Genomic DNA, 22,727 nt, shown 5'->3' with positions numbered 1-22,727 from the left:
CATGCTCGACGTCGACGGGCTGCGCAAGACCTACAGCGGCCGGGGCCGCGAGGTGGAGGCCGTGCGCGACCTGACCTTCCGCCTCGGCGAGGGCGAACTGGCCTGCCTGGTCGGCCCCTCCGGCTGCGGAAAGACGACCCTGCTCAAATGCGTCTCCGGGCTGATGCGCCCCACGGCGGGCAGCGTCGCGCTCGACGGGCGCCCGGTCACCGGGCCGCCGCCGGACATGGCCGTGGTGTTCCAGGAGTACGGGCGCAGCCTGTTCCCCTGGCTGACCGTTCGCGGCAACGTCGAACTGCCCCTCAAGGAGAAGCGGCTGCCCAAGCCCCGCCGCCGCGAGCTGGTGGACGGGGCGCTGGAGGCCGTCGGCCTCGGCCACGCCGGTTCCCAGCACCCGTGGGAGCTGTCCGGCGGGATGCAGCAGCGCGTGGCCATCGCCCGGGCCATCGCCTACGAGCCGCGGGTGCTGCTGATGGACGAGCCCTTCGCCGCCGTCGACGCGCAGACCCGCGCCGACCTGGAGGACCTGATCCGGGGGCTGTGGCAGCGGTTCTCCATGACCGTCCTGTTCGTCACGCACGACATCGACGAGGCCGTGTACCTGGGGCAGAGGGTGATCGTGCTGTCGGCCTCCCCGACCGTGGTGCAGGACGACGTGAGCGTGGACCTGCCGGACGAGCGGGACCAGCTCACGACCCGCTCGGCGCCGCGCTTCGCCGAACTGCGGGCCCACGTGTACCGGGAGATCCAGAACGCCAAGAACGGAGGCGGAGGCCCCTCCGGCACCGGTGCGACCGGTACCGGAGGGGCAGAAGGGAGCGGCGCGGACGGCGGGGGCGGCGCGGGTGACGCGGAGGGCGCGGACGGCGAGGGCGGAGCCGATGGGCCCGACCGGGCGCCCACCGCGACCGGGGGCCGGCGGTGAGCGCACCGGGAGCCGCCGGGGAGACCGTCCGGGACGCCGCCGTCGCCGTGCTGCGCGCCCACGGTCTGACCACGGTCTTCGCCAACCCCGGCTCCACCGAGGTCGCCTTCCTTGCCGACCTCCCCGACGACCTGCGCTTCGTCCTGGCCCTGCACGAGGGATCGGTGGTCGGCATGGCCACCGGATGGGCCATCGCGCGGGGACGCGCCGCCCTCGTGCAGCTGCACACCACCGCCGGGCTGGGCAACGCCGTCGGCGCCCGGGCCACGGCGCGCGTCAACCGCGCGCCGCTGGTGGTGCTCGTGGGCCAGCAGGACCGCCGCCCCCTGGCCCTGGAGCCGTTCCTGACCGGGCACCTGCGCGGGCTGGCGGGGGAGTACCCGGTCTGGACGTGTGAACCGGCGGTCCCGCAGGAGGTCCCCGGGGCGATCGCGCGGGCGCGTTTCGAAGCCGAGCACGGGCGGGGGCCGGCCATCGTGGTCGTCCCGCAGGGCGACTGGTCCGCACCGGCGGGCGGGGCGGACCACCCCGACGCGGCGCCCGCCCGCGTGGTGCGGTCGGCCACCGCCGAGGCGGCCGACGTGGAGCCGCTCGCCGCCCTGCTGGCCGACGCGTCGGCACCCGCCCTGGTCACGGGCGCCGGGACGGACTCGGAGGAGGGGTGGGAGGCGCTGCGGGCGCTGGCCGAACGCATCGGGGCCCCGGTGTTCCAGGAGAGCTTCGGGGCGCGTGCGGGGTTCCCGCAGGACCACCCCCTGTACGCGGGGGTGCTGCCCGCCGACCGGGCCGGGCTGCGTGGACGGCTCGACGGGTGCGACGCCGTGCTCGCGGTGGGCGCGCCGGTGTTCCGCCAGTACCCCTACGCGGAGGGGCCGCTGGTGCCGGAGGGGACGCGCGTGGCGCTGCTGACGGACGACCCCGCGGAAGCGCACCGCGCCCCTGCCGAGGTGGCGGTGGTGGCGCCGATCGGACCGGCACTGAGGCTCCTGGCCGCCGGGGTCCCGCCGCGCCCGGGGAGGGGAGCCGGGGGCGCCGCACGCCTCGAGGCCGCCTGTGCGACGGACCCGACGGACGCGAAAGACGCTGAGGGCATGCACACGGAGGGCACGCACGCCGACGGTCTCCGCTCGGGTGCCGCGGCGTTCGGCGGCGATGGCCGCGTCGAACGGGCGGGCGCAGGCGGCCCGGCGAACGACGGGGCACGGGTCGGGCCGCCGGGGACGGGACGACCCCTAACCCCGGACCACGGTGATCCCGCTGGACCGATCGGAACCGGAGAACCCGGCGGGCGCGACGGGGCATCGCCGAGCGGCCTTCGGCCGCCCCAGGAACCCACCGGCCCCGATGAGGCCCCCGGGAGCCCGGGCCGCCCTGGCGCAGACCGCGGCACCCGCGCGGACCGCGATGGACAGGGACCGGACGCCACTAGTGAACGCGCACCCTCCGTCGCGCCCGGCCCATCCGGCACGCCCGGCACCGGCGGTGCGGCCGTCCCCCTCCGCCCGGCCCAGGTCCTGGCCGCGCTCGCCGCGCGGATGGACCCGGACACCGTCCTCGTTGAAGAGACCCCCTCCAGCCGCCCCGACCTGCACCGCATCGTCCCCGTCCGGCGGCCGATGGGGTTCCTTTCCGCCGCCATGGGCGGACTCGGATTCGCCCTCCCGGCCGCCACGGGGGTGCGCATGGCCGCCCCGGACCGCCCGGTCGTGGCGGTCGTCGGCGACGGCTCCTCCCTCTACCAGGTGCAGGCCCTGTGGAGCGCGGCCCGCTACGGGGCCGGAGTCCTGTTCATCGTGCTGGCCAACGGCCGCTACGCCGTCATGGACCGCCTCGCCGAACGCCACGGCGGCAAGGCGCCCTGGCCCGACTTCGCACAGGTGTCGGTCGCCGCGCTGGCCCGCGGCCTCGGCTGCCCCGCCCGCACCGCCGCCACCGCCGACGAGGTCGAGGCCGCGCTCGACGAGATCCTGCCCGGACTGCGCGAGCGCACCGAACCCGTCGTCCTCGACGTCGCCGTGGCCCCCGACCCCGACTTCCGCCCCTGACCGGGCGGCCCGCCCGACCCCGCCTTCCGACCCCGCCGCCAGATCCCACCGCCCGACCACCGCACCCCACCCGGCCCGCAGAGGCCCCGACCTCCAGGAGCACCGCATGTCCCTGCTCGACCCGGCCGTCTTCGGCGGCCGTGTGTTCACCGGAGACTGGACGAAGCCGCGCGGCGGCGACGCCGCCGTGACCTCCCCGGCCACCGGGGAGGAGCTGGCCCGCATCGGCATGGCCGACGCCGACGACGTCACGGAGGCGGCGGCCCGCGCCGCCGGCGCGCAGCGCGGGTGGGCCGCCTCGTCCTTCGAGGAGCGCGCCGCCGTCCTCCGGCGCGCCGGTGCGCTCTTCGAGGAGCACGCCGACGAGGTCGCCGGGTGGCTGGTCCGCGAGGCGGGATCGGCCCAGGGCAAGGCCGGATTCGAGGCGCACCTGGCGGTCACCGAGGCCTATGAGTCGGCGGCGCTGGCCTCCCAGCCCGCGGGGGAGGTGCTGCGGACGGCCAAGCCCCGGCTCAGTTTCTCCCGCCGGGTGCCCGCCGGCGTGGTCGGGGTGATCTCGCCCTTCAACTTCCCGCTCATCCTGGCCATGCGGTCGGTCGCCCCGGCCCTGGCGCTCGGCAACGCCGTGGTGCTCAAGCCCGACCCGCGCACGGCCGTGTGCGGCGGGGCGGTGGTCGCCGAGGTGTTCCGCCGCGCGGGGCTCCCGGAAGGGGTGCTGCACGTGCTGCCCGGCGGCGCCGGGGCGGGTGAGCGGCTGGTGGCCGAGCCGCGGGTGCGCGTGGTGTCCTTCACCGGCTCGACCGCGGCCGGGCGCCGGGTCGGCGAGGCCGCGGGGCGCCACCTCAAGCGGGTCCACCTGGAGCTGGGCGGCAACTCGCCGCTGGTGGTGCTGGGAGACGCCGACGTCGAGGCGGCGGCCTCCGCCGGGGCGTGGGGCGCGTTCCTGCACCAGGGGCAGATCTGCATGACCACCGGTCGGCACATCGTGCACTCCTCCATCGCCGAGGAGTACGCCGAGCGGCTGGCGGCCAAGGCCGACGCGCTGGCAGTGGGCGACCCGGCCGGCGACCCGGCCGCGCTCGGGCCGCTCATCGACGAGGGCCAGCGGGACCGGGTACACGGCCTGGTGACCCGGAGCGTGGAGGCGGGGGCGCGGCTGCGCGCCGGGGGCTCCTTCGACGGGCTGTTCTACCGGCCGACGGTGCTCGACCGGGTGGACCCGGAGGTGCCCGCCTACGCCGAGGAGGTGTTCGGTCCGGTGGCGCCGGTCATCGCGTTCGACACCGAGGACGAGGCGGTCGCGCTGGCGTCGGAGGGGGAGTACGGGCTGTCGCTGGGGGTGCTGACGGGCAACCCGATGCGCGGCATGGAGCTGGCCGAGCGGATCCCGGCGGGGCTGGTGCACGTCAACGACCAGACCGTGGACGACGAGGCGACCGCGCCCTTCGGCGGGGTGGGGGCCTCGGGGACGGGGTCGAGGTTCGGCGGGACCGCGGCGAACGTGGAGGCGTTCACGGAGACCCAGTGGGTCACCATGCAGGCGGACATCGAGCGCTACCCCTTCTGAACCCGCCCCCTCGGGCCCACCCCCTCGGGCCCGGTCCCGCCCCGGCCCCGGTCCTCCGGGGCCGGGGCCCGGGGCGCTCACCCCTTCTCGGCGCCCGCGGTCAGGCCGGACACCAGGAGCCGCTGGGCCACCAGGAACCCGGCCACCACCGGCACGGTGATCGCGATCGACCCGGCCATGAGCACCGGCGCGGGCACGGCGAAGTCGCCCAGGCGCGCGATGCCCAGCGACACCGTCCACCGCTCCCGGTCGCCGACCAGGAACAGCAGGGCGAACAGGAACTCGTTCCAGGCGATCATGAACACGTACAGCGCGGTGGCGGTGATCCCCGGAAGCGCCATGGGCAGCACCACCCGCACGATCACCTGCAGCCGGTTGCAGCCGTCCACCTCGGCGGCCTCCTCCACCCCGGCCGGGACCGCCTGGAAGTAGCCGCGCAGCATGTACAGCGCCACCGGCACCGTCTGGGCCATGTAGATCAGCACCAGCCCCGTGAGGGTCCCGGTCAGGCCGACCCGGCTGAACAGCACGAACAGCGGGACGGCCAGCACGATGCCGGGGAAGAGGTAGACGGCGAGGAAGAAGCCGTTGACGGTGTCGCGGCCGAAGAAGCGCAGCCGGACGGCGGCGTAGGCGCCCAGGACGCTGCAGGCCACGGCGAGCACCGTCGTCCAGGCGGCGACCGCCGCGGAGTTGCGCATGAACCGGGCGAGGCCGAAGCCGCCGTCGTCCTCGGAGCGCAGGGCGGTCGCGTAGGGCCCGAAGTCGATCTCCGAGAGGGAGGGCAGCGCCAGCGGGTCCGCGACGAACGCGGCGAAGGGGCGCACGGACAGCACGATCCCGTAGAGGAGGGGACCGGCGGCGGCGATGGCCGCCAGGGCGATCACGACGACGCGCGCGACCGCGAGGACGCGCCGCTCCACGGCGTGCCGGTCCCACCGGCGCCGGACCGTCATGGGCGTCCTCCCCCGTCCTTCCTCCGGGGCGGCGGGGGGCATCACAGCCGCCCCTTCCGCACCAGGCGCAGGTAGAGCAGCAGGGGCACCGCGAGGGCGGCCGTCATCAGCACGCCCAGCGCCGCCGCCGACCCCACGTCCGCGCCGGTCACCAGTTCGCGGTACACCCGCACGGCCACCACCTCGGTGCCGCCCGCGCCGCCGGTCAGCAGGTACACGTCGTTGAAGTTCTGGAACGACCAGATGAACCGGAGCAGCGCCAGCACCCCCAGCACTCCGGCGAGCTGCGGCAGCAGCACGTGCCGGAACACCTGCAGCGGCGAGGCGCCGTCCACAACCGCCGCCTCCTCCACGTCGCGGGGCACCGCCTGCAGGCGCGCCGTCAGGAACAGGAACGCCAGCGGGAACGACTTCCACACCTCGAACGCGACGACCACGCTCAGTGCCACCGGGACCGGCAGCCCGGCCACGTCGATGCGGTGCTCGGTCAGGAAGTCGACCGGCGCCTCCCAGCCGAGGAACCGGCGGCCCGCCTCGTTCACCGCCCCGTACTGCGGGTCGAGCAGCATCTCGGTGATCGTGGCCGCCGCGACCACCGGCAGCACGTACGGCACGAGCGCCAGGCCCCGCATCAGGCCCCGGCCCCGGAACGGGCGGCGCAGGGCCAGGGCCAGGGCGAGCCCGGCGGCCAGCGAGCCCACCGTGGTCGCGGTCGCGTACACGAGGGTGGTGCGCACCGCCGCCCAGAACCCGGAGGCGGTGAGCACGTCGGCGAAGTTGGCCAGGGACACCCCGAGGTCGGCCGGGCCCAGCGCGCCGATCTCGATCAGCCGCAGCTCCTGCACCGACAGCACGAGCACGGCGGCGAACGGCAGCAGCACCACCGCGCCCACCACCAGCAGGGTGGGAGCGACCAACAGCCGCCCGTGCAGCTCCTCACGGGCCCGCCGGGTCAGACCCCGGCGGTGGTACACGCGGCCGGGGCCGGGGGCGGCGGTCGGCGTGCGGCCGTCTGGGCCCTCTGGCGGCCCGGTCACCAGGCCCCTCCTGCTCCGATACCCCGCCCCCGGGGTCGGGGAGCCGGTCCGCCTGCGGCCGGGCAGGAGAGGAGGCGAGAGCGGCGACCGGCCTTCGGAGGGCCTGGTCGGCCGCCTCCGCTCGTGCGTACAGTGTGGGTTCTCAACGGGGCCTCCCGGTCGGGCGGTCGTCGGGGGAGCGGGAGGCCCGGCGGGCGACCGCTGGAAGCCGCCGCCGGGCAGCGGGAAAGCGTCACTCCGTGTCGGCCTGGACCGCGCGGGCGGCGTCGGCCATGGACGCGGCGACGACCGCCGGGTCCTCGCCCTCGAAGAGCGGCCCGATCTCCCCGGCGAGAGTGTTCTCGGCGGCCAGTGGGCCCGCGAACGCCGCGTGCTCGGTGCCGTAACCCCACCTGCGGAAGGACTGCGCGCCCTCGACGATGTCCCCGATCACCGCCTCGCCGTAGAACTCCGACAGCGGGGCCCGGGCGTCGTCGTCCTCCCCGGTCGGCAACTCCGACCACGCGTCGGCGTACACCTGCGGGTCGTCGGGCGTGCCGGGCCGCACGGGGACCCGCCCCTCGGGCGAGACCTCCAGCGAGTCCACGTAGCCGGGCCCCATCAGGTACTCGACGAACGCCCGCGCGTCCGCGGTGTCCGCGCCGACCGGCACGCCCAGGTTGAGGGTGACCCCGTACTGCACGGGCGACCCGTCGGGGGCGGTCAGGGCGCCCACCGTCCCGGAGTTCTCCGCGAGGAACTCCGGGTCGTCGGAGCACTCCGGGCACGTCGGAGGGAAGTCGGGGGCCAGCCCGGCCAGCTCGTCGTAGATGTGCGAGCCCCAGAACAGCATCGCCGCCTCCCCGGCGAGGTAGGCGGCGCGGGTGGTCTCCACGTCCTGGTCGCCGGGGACCGACGCCCCGGCCATGCGGGCGTAGGCGTCCAGGGCGTCCACGCACTCGGGCGCCCCCAGGGCGACCTCGCCCGCCTCGTCCACCAGCTCGCAGCCGCCGGCCAGCAGCAGCGCCTCGATGGTCTGCGTGGTGAACGGGTCGCCCGGGGCGGTTCCGAGCACGATCCCGGCCCTGCCGTCCCCGTCGAGCTCCTCGGCGGCGTCGGCGACGTCCTCCAGCGTCGCGGGCGGGTCGAGCCCGGCCTGCTCGAACAGGTCGGCCCGGTACACGAGCACCTGGCCCCAGCCGTCGCTGGGCACGGCGGCGGTGTCGCCCTCGAAGGTGACCATGCGCAGGGCGTTGCGGCTGAAGGTGTCGGGACCGAGCTCCTGGACGACCTCGAGCGCGGTCCCGGTGTCGAGCACGCCCTGGGCGGTCCAGGAGGCGGCCTGGTCGGGGGCGAGCAGCACCACGTCGGGCACGTCGCCGGAGGCGGCGCCGACCGCGATGCTCTGGTTCTGGTCCTCGGCGGACATCGGCACCACGTCCACCTCGATGCCGGTCTCCTCGGTGAACGCGGCGGCGGTGGCCTCCTGCTGGGCGAGGCGGTCGGGGGTCACGTGCGGGGTCCAGAACACGAGGGCGCCGTCGTCCTCGGGGGCCTGGCAGGCGGCGAGGGGGAGCAGCAGGGCCGCACCGAAGGCGCCGGCGGCGCGGGACGGGCGGCGGGCGGTGTGACGGATGAGGCGGCGGAAGGGGTGGGGGCGCGGCTCGGGCATCGGCACCTCCGTGAGGCGGCGGCCGGCCGTGGCGCGGTGGCGCGGCCGGGTCAGTGGGGCGGGATCGGCGGGACGGGCGGCGGGCGGCCCTCGAGCGCGGCGAGGGCGGCCAGCACGCACGCCCCGGTGAGGGCGAGCGGGGCCACGGCGGCAGGGCGCCCGGCGGCGGTGACCTTCTCCGGCAGGGCGCCCAGGCGGGTGCGGCGGGCGTCCAGCCAGTCGAGCAGGCGCGCGGCGACGGCGCGCTCACCCAGGCAGGAGGCGGACATCGCGAACAGGGACACCTGCGGGGTCCAGGCGGTGACCGGGTCGGGCCAGTCCTCGCCGGGGCGGACACCGCCGTTGGACACCCGCAGCGCGTCGAGCGTGCGCAGCCACGCGGCGTGTGGGCCGGGGCGGCCGGGGGCGAAGGGCGGGAGCAGGAAGGCGACGGAGGCGTCCCGGCCGGTCGGGCCTCCGGGCGCCTCGGGGACGGCGCGGGGGTAATCGTGCGGGGCGAATCGGGCCTCGACGGCCGCCTGCAGCCCTTCGGCGAGGTCGACGGCCGTTGGGTCCCCGGTCAGTGCGGCCGCCGCCCTGGCACCGAGGGCCAGCGGTGCGGCGGTGCCGAGGGTGAGCTCGCCGGTGCGCTTCTCCCAGTAGTCGGGGGAGGGGCGCGGGAGGCGGGTGCGCGGGTCGAGGGACTCCTCGATGACGGCCAGGGCGCGCGGAACGAGGCGTTCGACGGCGGCGAGGTCGGTGGCAGGGGCGGCGGTCGTCGGCTCCCTCGCCGCCCCGTTGCCGTGTTCGCCGCCCATGTGCACCGGGTGGAGGGGGAGAGAATCCGTGGCCGCGTCCGGGAAGGACGCGAGGCCGTCGCGCCCGACGAGGGGACCCGTCTGCGCATCGCCGGGCGTCGGGACGGCGGCGCGGGGTGACGGTGGGCCGGGATCACCGCCCAGCCTCTCCAGGACCCAGGCCGCCCACAGCACCCACCCGGCGCCGTCGAGCTGGACGCCCCGGTCATCGGGCACGTCCCCGGAGCCGTCGGGCAGGTACCGCGCCTGCCAAGGGCCGGACCGGGGCAGGACGCGCTCCAGGTACGCCAGCACGCGGGCCGCTTCGGCGTGCAGCCCGCACAGGGCCAGCGCCACGGCGCAGTAGGAGGCGTCACGGGGCCACACATACCGCCAGTGGGGGCTGGCGGCGGCCACCATCGCGCCGTTGGGGAAGAACAGCGCCCGGATGTCGATGAGGGCGGTGCGCGCCATGTCGCACCAGCGCGACGACTGTCCGGGGATCCGGGCGGAGGTGAGTTCGGCACGGCGGGCGGCCACGGAGGCCGGGTCGGCCGGTGCGGCGCCGTGCAGCGGCCAGCGCGGGTCGAGCAGGGCGGTTCCGGGCACGCGCAGCCGGTGCGAGTGCGGCGGCAGCGCGAGCGGGGAGCCGTCGGCGCCCTCGGCGACCCCGTCGGTGTACAGCCGGGTCTCGGGGGACCAGGCGGTGCCCCGGGTCCCCAGCGGCGCGTCCGTGTCCGGGGCACCGTTCTCCAAGGCCATGGGACCACCTCACTCGCCGTACCGCCCGCCTCCCGCCTGAACGGACCGGAGTGCGGGAGGGGGCGTTCACCCTGCACGCCGATCGTCCCCATTCCGGGGCCGTCTGACCAGACCCGACCGTCCCGGCCGTGTTGCGCCGGTGACCGGTCGGGACGAAGGGGAACAGAACGCTGTGAAACGCTTTGGAAAAGGGGGCTCCGAAGCCCGGATCACGGTCCGGGAGAAAGCAGGGCGGGGGCGCGCCGTCCGGCAGCGCTCACTCACCCACCGGGGCTGGGCCCCGGTGGGGAAGCCCGCGAGGGCTGCGGCCGTCCGGGCCGGACGGCCGACCGGGCAGGTGTCCTCCTCAGTGGACGCCGTCGACATCCTTGTCTGCGTCCCGTCGGGACGGGCTACGGGCTGGGCCCTGCCGGTCCCGGACGTGGCGGGCGGCGTCGGCGGCGGCCCTGCGCGCCGCCGTCTCGGATTCGACCAGGAGCTCGCGCAGGTAGTGGATCTCGCGCTGCTGGCGGGCGACGATGCGGTCCATCGACCAGGTGGCGTGGTTCGACGTGAGGACCCATCCGGTGATCGCCCCCGCGATGAAGCAGGCGAGGGCGGTGAACAGAACGGCCATGGACCGTCCTCCTCCCTTGACCGACCCGCCGGACCGCCGCCCGGGGTGGCCGCCTTCGGCCATCCCGGACCGTCCGGCCACCATCAGGGGAGCACATGGAGGGAATGCTTGCCGATACACAGAATCCGCGCGAGCAAGCACGGGAAGCAGGCAAGCAAGCAGGAACGGTCACCCGGAAGGGAGCCCTCCATGGCCGGATCCGCCCACGAGCCGAACACCCCCGAGCTGGGAATCCTGGGAGAGCTCCTGCGGGCCGCCCGCACTGCGGCCGGGGCGACGACACGCCAGGTGGAGGGGTTCTCATCCGGCCACGTGTCGAATGTCGAGAACGGTAGGGTGATGCCGTCCCGACAATTCATCCTTGTTTACGTGAACAGGTTCGGCTGTGACCGCAGGCGCGTAATGATGGCCTATCGGCGTGCCGTGGACGCGGGAAGTGCCCGACGGCGGCAGCGCTCGAACGGCCTTGCAAAGGAAGCCTCCCCGGAATCGGTGACAGTCGAATCTCCATTTAGTCACATCCGGGAAACGTATCGCACGGAAGAGGTTGAGACGACGTACAGGATCGGTGATCGCGGTGAAATAGAGGAAGTCGTGACCATCCGGACGATAACGGCCGTCGCTCCGCAGGTCTTCCTTGCCGCCGCGAGGTTCACCTATCCGACGGACCCCAATGAAGGGGTCCTCACCGTGCAGGCCGGAGCGGGGTGCCGGAAGGTCCGTTCAGAAGAATCACCCACCGGTGCTGTGACCTCCGTCTTCCGGCTCGATCGAGTCTTAGGGCCGGACAGCGGGCCCTTTGCCTTCTCGATGCGGGTCAAGGTGGCGTCGCATGCGCCGGCGATGCCCAAGGTTCGCTACCATACGTCCACGCGAACCCACAGGTACTCGCTCCGCGTGCAATTCAGCGGGCGACGACTGCCCCAGGCCGTGTGGTGGTTCCGTGAGGACTCGGCGTTGGATGTCGAGTACGGGGTGCCGGTGGAGGAACGGTTCATCTCCGGTGACGGAAGCGGCCTGTACTTCCAGGACTTCTTCGATCTCGACGATGAGCACTGCGGGATCGCCTGGCGCTGGACGAGGGGCTAGAAAGAGGAAAAATGGAGGAGGAGTGACCGGCGACAAAGGTGTTGTCGGACGGCCTCCGGGGGCGACTACAGTCACACTCCGAGGGCGAGACGCTGCGGACCCTGTGCGGCGCCCGTTCGATGCGATCAGTCGTCTTCGTGCATCGGCACCTCCGAACGTTCTCTAGGGAACTTCGATCGCTCAGGGGCGTGCCCCGGTCAACGCGGGGTAGTGGAGGGCTCTCACCGATGGTGTACCCGAGGAGGGACCGCATTACCTCGGGTGATCGGTGCCGTGGTCCAGGACATGCCCTGAAGCGGGCCTGGGCGGACCGAGGCTGCCGCTGGGTCCTCCCGTGCTCGGCCGCCCACAAGGGGGAGCGGTGAGGGCCCCGCATTTTCCTGATTCCGCGCGGAATCGCATCTGGGAAGCTTGCTGACCAGGTAACAAGCCGTCACTCGGGAAATTTCACAAGGTGCGCATTGGCGACCCTCGCCTCGCTCGCCAAGTCTGCGACATGGATGAGGATGCGGCCGGAATCGGCCAGGCGCTTCGCTCCCGTCGCCTCGACGAACAGGGTCGGCTCGCTCCATGCGTAGACGATGCGCGGGATCGGTGTCCCCAGGATCAGGTCCGCGCACGGGGACGGGCGGGATGCGCGCCTTCCGCAGGGCTCCAGGGAGCTGTACAGCGTGGCGCCCGCCAACCGTGCGTCGCCGGGGGCCAATTCCCTGAGCGCCGTCTCCTCCGCGTGGTCGTGCGGGTCGTCCCGGCGCGAGTACCCCTCCGCGATCACCTCCCGGTTCCGGTCGGCGATCACGCACCCGACGGAGAACGCGGTCGTCGACGGCGGGCACAGGCGGGACAGCTCGATGGCGCGGTGCAGGAGCGCACGGTCGCGGTCGTCGGCGGTCGCGGGCGGTCCGGTCTCCGGTCGGCCGGTCATCGGTCCGTCCCGTGGGCGGCGGCGTCGAACGCCCCGCCGTCCGTGCCGGTTTCGAGCCCTTGCGCGTCGGTCCCGGCGGAGGCGGCCTCGCCGGGGTCCCCGGCCCGCACGGACCTGTACCGCATCACCGCGATCTCCCCCAGCCGCCGGACGTCCTCCAGGCGCATCGGGCTCCCCGGCCCGTCGGGGAAGACCCCCGGCCCCGTGAACCTCGGGGCCGTCGCGTCCCCGACGAAGAACGGTGCCACGGCCAGGCGCAGCTCGTCGGCCACCCCGCTGGTCAGGAACAGCGTGTGCACGTGGGTCCCGCCCTCGACCAGCAGCCTCTTCACGCCCCGCCGCGCCAGGTCGGCCAGGACCACCTCCAGCGCCGGCGGGTCCCCCGCGTCCACGACCGAGGTCCCCGGCGAGTCCAGGAAGCGCTGCTCGGCGGCCGGGTACGCGCTCGCGCCCGTGTAGACGACCTTGCCGGCGTCGCCGGTGACGAAGAACCGCGCCCCCGGGTCGAGCTTCCCGCTCTCGCACAGCACCGCCTTGACCAGGTCGCCCGTGCGCCCCTCGGCGAGGCGCCGCTCGCGGCGGGCGGGGGAGCGCACCAGCAGGCGCGGGTTGTCCTTGCGGACCGTCCCCGCGCCGACGAGGATCGCGTCGCACTCGGCGCGGAGGGCGTCGACCTCATCGAAGTCCTCGTCGTTGGAAAGCCGGAGGCGGTCGGGGCTCGCGTCGTCGATGTACCCGTCGAGCGAGACCGCGCAGCTCAGGATGGTGTAGGGACGGTCCATGGCGGACAGGTTAGCGTCCCGGCGCCGCGCCGCACCGCCCGCTGTACCCGTCACACCCGGCGCGGGACCAGCGCCTCGTCCAGAACCCTCCCCTGCGCCCCCGCCGGCGGGTCCGCGCCCAGCAGGCGGCAGAGCGTCGGCGCGACGTCGATGATCCCCGGCTCCCGCAGCCGGGCGCGCGCCCGCACCCCCGCGCCCGACAGGGTCAGCGGCGCGCGCGCCTCGCGCAGGCTCGCGTGGCCGCCGCGCTCCGCGCCGCCCACCGCGTCCGGGTCCACGAAGGCGAACGGCGGCCGCGCGTCGAGGGCCAGGTCGCCCTCTTCCGGCGCCGCGCCGAGGGCGTCGAGGTCCTCGCGGGTGAGCACCGCCTCCAGCTCGTCGAGGCCGTGCAGGGCCCGCAGCAGGCGGGCACGCCCCTCGGGCGAAGCCGCGGCGCCCCGCAGGTAGGCATTGGCCGCGCGGGGGCTCGCCGTCAGGACGACCTCCGTCGCCGGGTCGGGCGCCTGCCCCGAGTACAGGCGTTCGACCGAGAGGCCCGCCGCGGCGACCGCCCCGAACACGGCGGGCTCCAGGGAGCGGGTGTAGCCGGTCATGCCGTGGTCGGACACGAGGACGAAGGCGGTCCGTCCCAGCAGGCCCGCTCGGCGCACCTCCGAGACGATCCGGCCCAGACCCGCGTCGAGTCCGGTCAGGCGCTCGCGGATGCGCGGCGAACCGGGGCCCTCCCGGTGCCCGATGGTGTCGAGGTCGGCCGAGTACGCCGCGATCAGGTCGGGCACCCGCGGCAGCCGCACCGGAGTCCCGCCCGAGTCGACCGGCTCGCCGCGCAGGGCCGCCACCACCGCGTCGACGTTCTCCTCCCACGTCCTGCCCTGGCTGTACAGGCCCTCGGGGTCGCCATAGGCGGTGCCGCGGTCCTCCACGATGTACCACCCGGCCGACAGCACCGTCCGGCCCTGCCGCCGCAGCGCCTCGGCCAGGGTCTCGGCCCGCATCGCCCGGGTCTGCCCCCGGGCCTTCCCCGTGGCCGGGTCGAGCACGTAGGCGGTGTTGCGGTGCACCTCGGGGCGGGCACCGGTCGCGGCGCTCGCCCGGTTAGGGTTGGAGACCGACTTGTAGGTGCACTCCATCACCGCGTGCGCCCCGCTCCACATCAGCCCGGCGAGCACGGGAGCGCAGCTGTCCAGGTCCTCCTCCAGGTAGGCGGGGTCCACGCCGTCCCAGTCGATGAGCACGACCGGGCCAGAGGGCCGCCCGGGTCCGGCGGAGCGCTCGGGCGCGGGGGCGGCGGAGGGGCGGGTGTCCGCGGCGTCCCGTTCCGAGGCGGTCCGGTACGCGCCGGCCGGGGCACCGGCACGGGCGGGTGGTGCGACACGGTGACCGGCCACGGCGGACCCCCTCGGGGCAGGAGTCGGAACGCGGACGCGGCGATCGTATCCCCGCCGGGACCGGAATCGTCAGACCCGTTTGGGAGGGTGTTCCGGCCGCAGAGGGGCCGCCCCGGCCCCGAGCCGGTCGAACACAGAAGGAGAATGCGTGAAGTTCGCCCTCGTCATCCTGGAGAACACCGCCTCCCGCCGGTCCATCGAGCGGGACCGCGCGGCGCACCGCAAGGCCATCGAGGCCTGGATGGGGGAGACCGCCGCCACCGGCCGGCTCGTCGGCGGGGACGCCTTCGAGACCGAGGAGACGGCGCCCGTCACCGTCCGCGCCGGCGCCGACGGGGCCCGGGCCGCGACCGAGGGCTCCGCCGTCCCGGGGGACGAGACCCTCGGCGGCTACATCCTGGTCGAGACCGCCGGCCGCGACGAGGCCGTGGAGATCGCCCGCACCTGGCCCACGCCCGAGACCATCGAGGTCCGGCCGGTCATGGCCGGGTGACCCCCGGCGCCCCCGCCGTGGCTGCCCCCGCCGCAGCGCGCCCGCCGGAGTGATGCGGCCTCCGGTGGTCGTGGCCGCCCCTGACCGGCGCCGAATGCGCAGGCTCCTCGGGACGCCGACCCGAGGGGCCTGCGAACCGGTCGGTCCCGGACCGAGCCGGGATCGCGGTCACATGCGGCCGACGTCCGTCACGTGCAGCACGGCGCGGCCCTCCTCGTCGGAGGCGGTGAGGTCGACCTCGGCCGAGATGCCCCAGTCGAGGTCGCCCTCCGGGTCCTCGAAGGCCTGGCGCACCCGCCACACCGCGTGCTCCCCGTCCTCCTCGATGGACAGCATCTTCGGGCCGCGCGCGTCGGGGCCCGTGCCGATGGTGTCGTGCTCGGAGAAGTACTCCTCCAGGGCCTCCTCCCACTCCTCGGCGTCCCAGCCGTCCTCGCCGTCCAGGCGGCCCAGCTCGTCGTAGCGCCGCAGCGCCGACAGCTCCACCCTGCGGAACATCTCGTTGCGCACCAGCACCCGGAACGCCCGCGCGTTCGCGGTGACGGGGCGCTGCCGCTCCTCCTGGGCGGCCTGCGGCTCCTCGTCCTCCTCCGGGTTGGTGAGCTGCTCCCACTCGTCCAGCAGGCTGGAGTCGACCTGGCGCACCAGCTCGCCCAGCCACTCGATGAGGTCGTGCAGCTCCTCGGTCTTGGCGTCCTCGGGGACCGTCTGGCTCACCGCCTTGTAGGCGTTGGCCAGGTAGCGCAGCACCAGCCCCTCCGAGCGCGCCAGCTCGTAGAAGGACACGTACTCGGTGAAGGTCATGGCCCGCTCGTACAGGTCGCGGGCCACCGACTTGGGACGCAGCGGGTGGTCGCCCACCCACGGGTGCCCCCGCCGGTACACCTCGTAGGCGTGGTCGAGCAGCTCCTCAAGCGGCTTGGGGTACTCGATCTCCTCCAGCCGCTCCATCCGCTCCTCGTACTCGACGCCGTCGGCCTTCATCTGGGCCACGGCCTCCCCGCGCGCCTTGTTGAGCTGCGCGCCGAGGATCTGGCGCGGGTCGTCCAGGGTGGCCTCGACCACGGTCAGCACGTCGAGCGGGTAGGTGGGCGAGGCGCGGTCGAGGAGTTCGAGCGCGGCCAGCGCGAACGTGGACAGCGGCTGGTTGAGCGCGAAGTCCGGCTGGAGGTCCACCGTCAGGCGCGCGGTGCGCCCGTCGCCGTCGGGCTCCTCCAGCTTCTCGACGATCCCGCCGTCGATGAGCGACCGGTAGATCGCGATCGCCTCGCGGATGTGCTTGCGCTGGAACGGCCGGTCGTCGTGGTTGTCGGTGAGCAGGTGCCGCATGGCCGCGAAGCAGTCGCCCGGCCGGGCGATCACGCTCAGCAGCATCGCGTTGCTGACCTTGAACCGGGACTTCAGCGGTTCGGGCGAGGCGGCGATGAGCTTCTCGAAGGTGGACTGGTCCCACCCGACGAACCCCTCGGGCGCCTTCTTGCGCACCACCTTGCGCCGTTTCTTCGGGTCGTCCCCCGCCTTGGCCAGCGCCTTCTCGTTCTCGATGACGTGCTCGGGGGCCTGCGCGACCACGTTGCCGACCGTGTCGAAGCCCGCACGGCCCGCGCGGCCGGCGATCTGGTGGAACTCGCGCGCGCTGAGGCGGCGCACCTTGGTCCCGTCGTACTTGCTCAGCGCGGTGAACAGCACCGTGCGGATGGGCACGTTGACGCCCACGCCCAGGGTGTCGGTGCCGCAGATGACCTTGAGCAGACCGGCCTGGGCCAGCCGCTCCACCAGCCGCCGGTACTTGGGCAGCATCCCCGCGTGGTGCACGCCGATGCCGTGCCGCACGTACCGCGACAGGTTCTTGCCGAACTTGGTGGTGAAGCGGAAGTTGCCGATCTCCTTGGCGATCGCGTCCTTCTCGGCCCGCGTGCACATGTTGATGCTGGTCAGCGACTGCGCGCGCTCCACCGCCTGGGCCTGGGTGAAGTGCACGATGTAGATGGGGGCCTCGCGGCCCTCCAGCAGCCCCTCCAGCGTCTCGTGCAGGGGCGTCTTGCTGTAGGAGTAGTACAGCGGCACGGGCCGCTCCGCCGAGGTGACGACGGCGGTCGACCGGCCGGTGCGCCGCGTCAGGTCCTCCTCGAACCGGCTGACGTCGCCCAGCGTGGCCGACATGAGCAGGAACTGGGCCTGAGGCAGCTCCAGCAGCGGCACCTGCCAGGCCCAGCCGCGGTCGGGCTCGGCGTAGAAGTGGAACTCGTCCATGACCACGGTGCCGATATCGGCATCGGCCCCGTCCCGCAGGGCGATGTTGGCCAGCACCTCGGCCGTGCAGCACACGATGGGCGCGTCGGCGTTCACGCTGGCGTCGCCGGTCATCATCCCGACGTTGTCGGTGCCGAAGATCGCGCACAGGTCGAAGAACTTCTCCGACACCAGGGCCTTGATCGGCGCGGTGTAGAAGGCGCACTCGTCCCGCGACAGCGCCGCGAACAGCGCCCCGGCGGCGACCAGGCTCTTGCCCGATCCGGTGGGGGTGTTCAGGACGACATTGCTGCCGGAGACGGCCTCGATCAGGGCCTCCTCCTGGTGCGGGTAGAGGGTGAGGCCACGCTCCTCGGCCCAGGAGGCGAACGCCTCGAAGACGGTGTCGGGTTCGGGCCGGGCCGGAAGTTGTTCAAGGAGACTCACGCTCTCCATACTGCCTTCTCCGCGGCACTGCCTTCTTCAAGGGACTCGTACCTGTGGACGAGCGCCGACACGGGGGCGGGCGGCCGGACCGCCCGCCCCCGCGGTCAGCCGGTCGCGCCGCCGTTCATCTCGCGCACACGGCGGCCGTGCGGCACCCGTCGGCCCGACACCGGCAGGAAGCCCTCCGAGACGCCGGATTCGGGCGCCCGCACCGCGGCGTCGTCCGGGTAGAGCGCGAAGTCCAGGTGGACGAGCCCGCCGTGGTCCAGCGTCACCCGCGCCACCCGGGGCGAGTGGCCGGGCGCCGACGCGAGCAGGGTCAGCCGGTCGCCGGGCAGGCCCGTGCCACTGTAGGCGCCGTCGGTTCCGCTCTCCAGGGCGGCGACGTGCCGTCCCGCGTGGTCGACGACGCTGACCACGGCGCCGGCGACGGGGCGCCCCGAGGTGTCGGTGACCCGGCCGATCAGGGACGGCGCGGCGTCGGCACCGGGCCCAGCCCCGACGGCGTCGTCGGCGTGCTCGGGGGCGGTGCGGCTCCCGCCCTCGGCGTGCGCGCCGGGAGCGCGCCGCCGCGCGCGCTCGCGCACGGTGGCCGCCACGAGCAGCAGGGCGCCCAGCACGAGCCAGCCCCCGAGCACGGCCACCGCCGGCCACAGCCCGGCGCCGTCGAAGTACAGGACCGCGCGGATGGCGTCGAGGGCGCGCCCCATGGGCAGCACGGGGTGCAGGCTCTGGAAGAACTCCGGGACCATCGGCAGCGGGATCGCGCCGCCGCTGGAGGGCATGCTCAGGAGCACGAACACGGTCATCGCGACGCCGGGCAGCCACTTGGTGACGAACGGCGCCAGGCCCAGGCAGGTCCAGGAGACGGCCTGGGTGAGCAGGAACGCGATGGGGATGACGGACAGGTCGTGCGGGATCGCGTCCAGCACGTCGGCGACGGTGTAGCAGAACACCGAGGTGAAGGCGCCGAACCCGGCGACGGTGAGGACCTTGGCGCGCCGCCGCAGGTGCGGGGCGTGCGCGGAGAGCATGATCACCGCGATGTAGCCGGTGAGCGTCCATGTGAGCACGAGGTAGAAGAGCGACATCCCCATGCCGTCGCCGGGGGCGGTGGGCGCGGCGTCGGTGACCTCCAATTCCGCGCCGTCGTGGGCGGCGACCGGGGTGAAGGTCGACACCGCGGTCTGCTCCAGGGCCGCGCCGAGCGACCCTGCGACGTACAGCTCGTGGTGGGCCGGGTCGTAGGCGGCCACGGCGTCGGTGTCCTGGACCTCCTGCTCGGCGTCGTCGGTGGGCACGACGTCGAAGCCGCCGGGGGAGGCGTCCTCCAGGGCGACCGAGACCGCGGCCGCCGCCTCTTCGCCCTGGACCGCGACCGGGAGCTCGTGCGGGGCGGGGCTGTGGAAGGGCAGCAGGTAGCAGAACATGAAGCCGGCGGCGAAGAGCACGGGGAACCACAGGGCGTTGGCCAGGGTCCGGGCGGTCTCCAGGGCGCGGGAGGCGCCGCCGGGCGACGTCGCGGTCTCGTTGGGCACGTGTCACCTCGGGCAGGACGGGTCGCGGACAGGGGCGCCGGAAGGCACAAGGGGGGACACCTCCACGGTAGAGGTGAATGTGCAGTATTGCAAAAATGCAGTAGTGTAATTATTTGTGAACCGCCGTGGACCCGCACCTCCGCCCCGCGCCGGTACAGTCGTGCCCGGCGGATCCGGGAGCGACGAGGTGAGGGGCGCGGGGCGCACGATGACGACGGCCGACGAGGGCGCCGGACTGCGTGAGCGCAAGAAGCGGATGACCCGGCAGGCGCTCCGCACCGCGGCGGTGCGGCTCTTCGCCGAGCGGAGCCCCGCCTCGGTCACCGTCGAGGAGATCTGCGCCGAGGCCGGGGTGTCGCCCCGCACCTTCTTCAACTATTTCGACTCCAAGGAGGAGACCCTCCTGCCCTTCACCCGCGACACCTACGAGGAGGTTGCGGGGCGCGTGCGCGCGCGGCCGCCGGAGGAGGAGCCGCTGGAGGCGGTGCGCGCGGTCGTCGAGCAGTCCATCGCGCGGGCGGTGGCGGGCGACACGTGGCGCCAGGAGGCGGCGCTGCTGCGCGCGAACCCGCAGGTCCTCCAGCGGGGGATGGTCGCGGCGCGCACTCTGAACCTGGCCCTGCGCGACGGCCTGGGCGAGCGCACCGGGCGCGGGGCGGACGACCCCTATGTGCGCCTGGTGGCGGCGGTGTCGGTGACGGCGGTGCACGTCGCCGTGAACGTGTGGCAGGGGTCGGCCGAGGAGCGGGACATCTCCCAGGTCCTGGCCGAGGCGTTCGACGGCATCGAGAGGGGCCTCACGCCTCCGCCGGAGTGAGAGGCAGGGGGCGGGGTTCGGACGTGTGCATCCGCGTGAACCCTGGAGACGCGAAAAGGGCGCGCCCCTCTGGGGGACGCGCCCTCGAGCCCTGAGAACGGGCGCCGTGAGCGGGCCGGGTCAGACCAGGCCCAGCTTGCGGACCGCCTCGCGCTCCTCGACCAGCTCCTGGACGGAGGCGTCGATGCGCTCGCGGGAGAACGCGTCGATCTCCAGCCCCTGGACGATCTCCCACTTGCCGCCGCGGGAGGTGACCGGGAAGGAGGAGATGATGCCCTCGGGGACGCCGTAGGAGCCGTCCGACGGGATGGCCGCCGAGGTCCAGTCGCCCTCGGGGGTGCCGTTGACCCAGTCGTGGACGTGGTCGATCGCGGCGTTGGCGGCGGAGGCGGCCGAGGAGGCGCCGCGGGCCTCGATGATCGCCGCGCCGCGCTTGGCGACCGTCGGGATGAAGTCGTCGCGCAGCCACGCCTCGTCGTCCACCGCCTTGGCCCCGGTGGTGCCGTTGACTTCGGCGTGGAAGATGTCGGGGTACTGGGTCGCCGAGTGGTTGCCCCAGATCGTCATCTTCTTGATGTCGGTGACCCCCACGCCCAGCTTCCTGGCGAGCTGGGTCAGGGCCCGGTTGTGGTCCAGGCGCGTCATGGCGGTGAACCGCTCGGCCGGGACGTCCGGGGCGTGCGCCTGGGCGATGAGCGCGTTGGTGTTGGCCGGGTTGCCGACCACCAGCACGCGCACGTCGTCAGCGGCGCCGGCGTTGATCGCCTCGCCCTGGGGCTTGAAGATCCCGCCGTTGGCCTCGAGCAGGTCGGCGCGCTCCATCCCCTTGGAGCGCGGACGCGCGCCCACGAGCAGGCCGACGTTGACGCCGTCGAAGGCCTGAGTGGCGTCGTCGAAGATGTCGATGCCCTTGAGCAGCGGGAAGGCGCAGTCGTCCAGCTCCATCGCGGTGCCCTCGGCGGCCTTCACGGCCTGCGGGATCTCCAGAAGGCGGAGCTTGACCGGGGTGTCGGGACCAAGCAGCTGCCCGGAGGCGATGCGGAACAGCAGCGCGTAGCCGATCTGGCCGGCGGCACCGGTGACGGTGACATTGACGGGTACTTGGGCCATGACCTTCTTCTTCTCCTGGTGACGTGTGTGCGACCCGCGATGCTATCTCGCGGCCCGCCGCCCCGCCCGGCCGCCCCCGGCCCCAACGGCCGAAGCGCACCCGCGGGCGCGGGACCACCCTATTGCCCATGGTCGCGCCCCGTACGCGCGCCCGCCCCGCACCGCGCCCGGCCTGTCGTCCCCCTGGCCTAGCGTGCCGTCTTCGGCAAGGTCGGCGCGAAGGCCCGGCGGGGCGGGCCGTGCGGCGGTCCCCGTCGCTGCGGTCGCGCAGCGACGCCCTGTAAGATGACGGCGCGCGGAGGCCCTGAGGCCCCCGGAACCGTCGGGCGGACGTCCGACGGGGACGCGGGGTGGTAGCTCAGCTGGTCAGAGCAGGGGACTCATAATCCCTGGGTCGCGGGTTCGAGCCCCGCCCACCCTACGGCTGCGCATCGAGGAACCCCAGTCCATGGGTGCTGTGTGCCATGGCGCTGGGGTTTCGCGCTTCGGGGCGGGGCCCAAGGGGGCACGGGCGAGGCCGGTGTGGGCCTGCCGGGACGCCTAGAGGCCGTAATCCAGCGCGAACAGGCGCGGGGAGGTGCACTGCTCGGTCGCGTCGGTGTCGTCTCGGTCCACCGCCTTCAGGCCGTCGGGGGCGCACGCGAGAAAGACGCCCATGATCCTGTCGTCCTCCATATAGGAGGTCAGGTACCGGGTGCCCAGTCCGACATCGATGAGGAACTCCTCCTCATCCTCGTGCGACAGTCCGGGGCCCGTCGCCTGGAGCGGTGCCGAAAGCCGCTCCTGCCTGTCGGGGCGCGTGTCGGACCACAGGAATCGCGACCCGGCCCGGACGGTGTGCCTGGCCCCGAACACATGGGGGAGATGGCGGGGGGCGACGGCGGTGTCGACCTCTTCACCGGTCTTCGGGTCCAGCACGAACGGTGCTCCGTCCAGGCCCAGCGTAAGGACGGTGTCTCCGTGTCCGCCGTCCTCGAGAGCGATGAAGTACGCCTCTTCGGACTCTTCGGTGTGTTTCCAGAGCGGTTCGCCGGTCCGGGGATCGAGGCCCCAGAGCCCTCCCGGGGACGAGCAGGGGGTCTCCGTGCAGATTCCGGTCGATGCGAGGACCACTTCGGAGTTCGCTGCGACGAGAGCCGCGTTCGTGGGGATGTCAAGGTCGTCCGCGAGCTCGGTCTCGTCGATCAGGTCGCCCGTCCGCGTGTCCCATCGCAGGAGCCGGGTGAAGTGATCCCCGCTTCGCTCCCTCCGGAAGGTGTACGCGACATCATTCGCGATGGCGACCGTTTCAGCGGACAGGACCTCGCCCACGCCCTCCTTCTCCATGAAGTACCCCGACCAGGTGACGGAACCGTCCCCTGCGTCGACGATGACGTCTTTGCCGACGACGTCGGGCTTCACGAGAACACGCGTGCCGTCATCGCGGAGGAACGGGTCCGAGTGGAAGCCCGATGAGATGTCGACGCGCTGCCAATCGGCCCCTGCGGAGCCGGGGTCGACGACGTACACGACGTCGTCGGCCCCGGCGTTGTCGTTTTCGTGGAGCCTTTCGGCGGCGAGGACGATGTCGT

General features: G+C 73.9%; 18 protein-coding genes and 1 tRNA gene. 7 read left to right on the top strand and 12 right to left on the bottom strand.

All coding sequences use genetic code 11. From position 1 onward, the window contains the following. Position 1: 1 nt before the first annotated feature. The 3 genes from O4J56_RS22225 (at position 2) to O4J56_RS22215 (ending at position 4,537) form a co-directional block, all read left to right on the top strand. Positions 2-925: an ABC transporter ATP-binding protein gene (locus O4J56_RS22225; protein ID WP_270688357.1), complete on the top strand. Its 924-nt coding sequence runs from the start codon at positions 2-4 to the stop codon at positions 923-925. Next, positions 922-2,970 (top strand): thiamine pyrophosphate-dependent enzyme, encoded by a 2,049-nt coding sequence (locus O4J56_RS22220; protein ID WP_270688356.1) that lies wholly within the window; start codon positions 922-924, stop codon positions 2,968-2,970. Before O4J56_RS22225 ends, O4J56_RS22220 begins: the two co-directional genes overlap by 4 nt. Before the next feature lie 106 nt (positions 2,971-3,076). Continuing rightward, a complete protein-coding gene (locus O4J56_RS22215; RefSeq protein ID WP_270688353.1) occupies positions 3,077-4,537 on the top strand; it encodes a benzaldehyde dehydrogenase in 1,461 nt (486 codons plus the stop codon). A 77-nt stretch (positions 4,538-4,614) separates the two neighbouring features. On the opposite strand, the gene O4J56_RS22210 is transcribed toward O4J56_RS22215, so the two are convergent. The 5 genes from O4J56_RS22210 to O4J56_RS22190 form a co-directional block, all read right to left on the bottom strand. Further along, positions 4,615-5,493 (bottom strand): carbohydrate ABC transporter permease, encoded by an 879-nt coding sequence (locus O4J56_RS22210; RefSeq protein WP_270688351.1) that lies wholly within the window; start codon positions 5,491-5,493, stop codon positions 4,615-4,617. Positions 5,494-5,534: 41 nt separating this feature from the next. Further along, positions 5,535-6,530 carry a carbohydrate ABC transporter permease gene (locus O4J56_RS22205; RefSeq protein ID WP_270688349.1) on the bottom strand — a complete coding sequence of 332 codons (996 nt, stop codon included), beginning with the start codon at positions 6,528-6,530 and terminating at the stop codon, positions 5,535-5,537. A gap of 232 nt (positions 6,531-6,762) precedes the next feature. Beyond that, positions 6,763-8,181 (bottom strand): ABC transporter substrate-binding protein, encoded by a 1,419-nt coding sequence (locus O4J56_RS22200; RefSeq protein WP_270688347.1) that lies wholly within the window; start codon positions 8,179-8,181, stop codon positions 6,763-6,765. 50 nt (positions 8,182-8,231) lie between these two features. After that, a complete protein-coding gene (locus O4J56_RS22195; RefSeq protein WP_270688346.1) occupies positions 8,232-9,719 on the bottom strand; it encodes a glycoside hydrolase family 15 protein in 1,488 nt (495 codons plus the stop codon). Between the two features lie 346 nt (positions 9,720-10,065). Further along, positions 10,066-10,335 (bottom strand): hypothetical protein, encoded by a 270-nt coding sequence (locus tag O4J56_RS22190; protein WP_270688345.1) that lies wholly within the window; start codon positions 10,333-10,335, stop codon positions 10,066-10,068. Positions 10,336-10,524: 189 nt separating this feature from the next. Here O4J56_RS22190 and O4J56_RS22185 point away from each other — a divergent pair, with 189 nt between their 5' ends. After that, on the top strand, positions 10,525-11,424 hold the full coding sequence (locus O4J56_RS22185) for a helix-turn-helix domain-containing protein (protein ID WP_270688344.1): 900 nt from the start codon (positions 10,525-10,527) through the stop codon (positions 11,422-11,424). A 433-nt stretch (positions 11,425-11,857) separates the two neighbouring features. Here the strand turns inward: O4J56_RS22185 and O4J56_RS22180 are convergent, their stop codons facing one another. Genes O4J56_RS22180 through O4J56_RS22170 form a run of 3 tightly spaced genes read right to left on the bottom strand, consistent with a single transcriptional unit; the run spans position 11,858 to position 14,366 of the window. After that, positions 11,858-12,349 carry a deaminase gene (locus O4J56_RS22180; protein ID WP_270688343.1) on the bottom strand — a complete coding sequence of 164 codons (492 nt, stop codon included), beginning with the start codon at positions 12,347-12,349 and terminating at the stop codon, positions 11,858-11,860. Further along, positions 12,346-13,131, bottom strand: a complete 786-nt coding sequence (locus O4J56_RS22175) for a RibD family protein (protein WP_270688342.1) — start codon at positions 13,129-13,131, stop codon at positions 12,346-12,348. The genes O4J56_RS22180 and O4J56_RS22175 overlap by 4 nt, the downstream gene beginning before the upstream one ends. Before the next feature lie 50 nt (positions 13,132-13,181). Further along, entirely contained in the window at positions 13,182-14,366 is a 1,185-nt protein-coding gene (locus O4J56_RS22170; protein ID WP_270688341.1) for an alkaline phosphatase family protein, read from the bottom strand. 301 nt (positions 14,367-14,667) lie between these two features. Here O4J56_RS22170 and O4J56_RS22165 point away from each other — a divergent pair, with 301 nt between their 5' ends. Beyond that, the gene (locus O4J56_RS22165; RefSeq protein ID WP_270688340.1) at positions 14,668-15,012 is read left to right on the top strand and encodes a YciI family protein; all 345 of its coding nucleotides are present in this window, start codon (positions 14,668-14,670) and stop codon (positions 15,010-15,012) included. 168 nt (positions 15,013-15,180) lie between these two features. Here O4J56_RS22165 and O4J56_RS22160 read toward each other — a convergent pair whose 3' ends face one another. After that, positions 15,181-17,700, bottom strand: a complete 2,520-nt coding sequence (locus O4J56_RS22160) for a DEAD/DEAH box helicase (protein WP_270688338.1) — start codon at positions 17,698-17,700, stop codon at positions 15,181-15,183. A 95-nt stretch (positions 17,701-17,795) separates the two neighbouring features. Continuing rightward, positions 17,796-19,229, bottom strand: a complete 1,434-nt coding sequence (locus tag O4J56_RS22155) for a carboxypeptidase regulatory-like domain-containing protein (protein ID WP_270688337.1) — start codon at positions 19,227-19,229, stop codon at positions 17,796-17,798. 208 nt (positions 19,230-19,437) lie between these two features. Here O4J56_RS22155 and O4J56_RS22150 point away from each other — a divergent pair, with 208 nt between their 5' ends. Further along, on the top strand, positions 19,438-20,046 hold the full coding sequence (locus O4J56_RS22150) for a TetR/AcrR family transcriptional regulator (RefSeq protein ID WP_270688336.1): 609 nt from the start codon (positions 19,438-19,440) through the stop codon (positions 20,044-20,046). A 120-nt stretch (positions 20,047-20,166) separates the two neighbouring features. On the opposite strand, the gene O4J56_RS22145 is transcribed toward O4J56_RS22150, so the two are convergent. Beyond that, positions 20,167-21,156, bottom strand: coding sequence for a malate dehydrogenase (locus O4J56_RS22145; protein WP_270688334.1), 990 nt, complete (start codon positions 21,154-21,156; stop codon positions 20,167-20,169). A 347-nt stretch (positions 21,157-21,503) separates the two neighbouring features. Here O4J56_RS22145 and O4J56_RS22140 point away from each other — a divergent pair. Beyond that, a tRNA-Ile gene (locus O4J56_RS22140) sits at positions 21,504-21,577 on the top strand. A 119-nt stretch (positions 21,578-21,696) separates the two neighbouring features. On the opposite strand, the gene O4J56_RS22135 is transcribed toward O4J56_RS22140, so the two are convergent. Further along, positions 21,697-22,727: PQQ-binding-like beta-propeller repeat protein (locus O4J56_RS22135; RefSeq protein WP_270688332.1), on the bottom strand; the 1,031-nt coding region annotated here is incomplete at its 5' end.

Origin of the sequence: Nocardiopsis endophytica (genome assembly GCF_027706725.1) — a bacterium.
Taxonomy (GTDB): Bacteria; Actinomycetota; Actinomycetes; order Streptosporangiales; family Streptosporangiaceae; genus Nocardiopsis_A; species Nocardiopsis_A endophytica.
Note: the sequence above shows the minus strand (reverse complement) of the source record. Positions and strands in the feature narration are given on the sequence as shown.

Excerpts from the sequence above, each read along its gene's own strand:
- O4J56_RS22145 (WP_270688334.1), bottom strand. The coding sequence starts at position 21,156 with ATGGCCCAAGTACCCGTCAATGTCACCGTCACCGGTGCCGCCGGCCAG.
- O4J56_RS22150 (WP_270688336.1), top strand. The coding sequence starts at position 19,438 with ATGACGACGGCCGACGAGGGCGCCGGACTGCGTGAGCGCAAGAAGCGG.
- O4J56_RS22185 (WP_270688344.1), top strand. The coding sequence starts at position 10,525 with ATGGCCGGATCCGCCCACGAGCCGAACACCCCCGAGCTGGGAATCCTG.
- O4J56_RS22200 (WP_270688347.1), bottom strand. The coding sequence starts at position 8,181 with ATGCCCGAGCCGCGCCCCCACCCCTTCCGCCGCCTCATCCGTCACACC.
- O4J56_RS22175 (WP_270688342.1), bottom strand. The coding sequence starts at position 13,131 with ATGGACCGTCCCTACACCATCCTGAGCTGCGCGGTCTCGCTCGACGGG.
- O4J56_RS22195 (WP_270688346.1), bottom strand. The coding sequence starts at position 9,719 with ATGGCCTTGGAGAACGGTGCCCCGGACACGGACGCGCCGCTGGGGACC.
- O4J56_RS22210 (WP_270688351.1), bottom strand. The coding sequence starts at position 5,493 with ATGACGGTCCGGCGCCGGTGGGACCGGCACGCCGTGGAGCGGCGCGTC.
- O4J56_RS22180 (WP_270688343.1), bottom strand. The coding sequence starts at position 12,349 with ATGACCGGCCGACCGGAGACCGGACCGCCCGCGACCGCCGACGACCGC.
- O4J56_RS22215 (WP_270688353.1), top strand. The coding sequence starts at position 3,077 with ATGTCCCTGCTCGACCCGGCCGTCTTCGGCGGCCGTGTGTTCACCGGA.
- O4J56_RS22160 (WP_270688338.1), bottom strand. The coding sequence starts at position 17,700 with ATGGAGAGCGTGAGTCTCCTTGAACAACTTCCGGCCCGGCCCGAACCC.
- O4J56_RS22190 (WP_270688345.1), bottom strand. The coding sequence starts at position 10,335 with ATGGCCGTTCTGTTCACCGCCCTCGCCTGCTTCATCGCGGGGGCGATC.
- O4J56_RS22225 (WP_270688357.1), top strand. The coding sequence starts at position 2 with ATGCTCGACGTCGACGGGCTGCGCAAGACCTACAGCGGCCGGGGCCGC.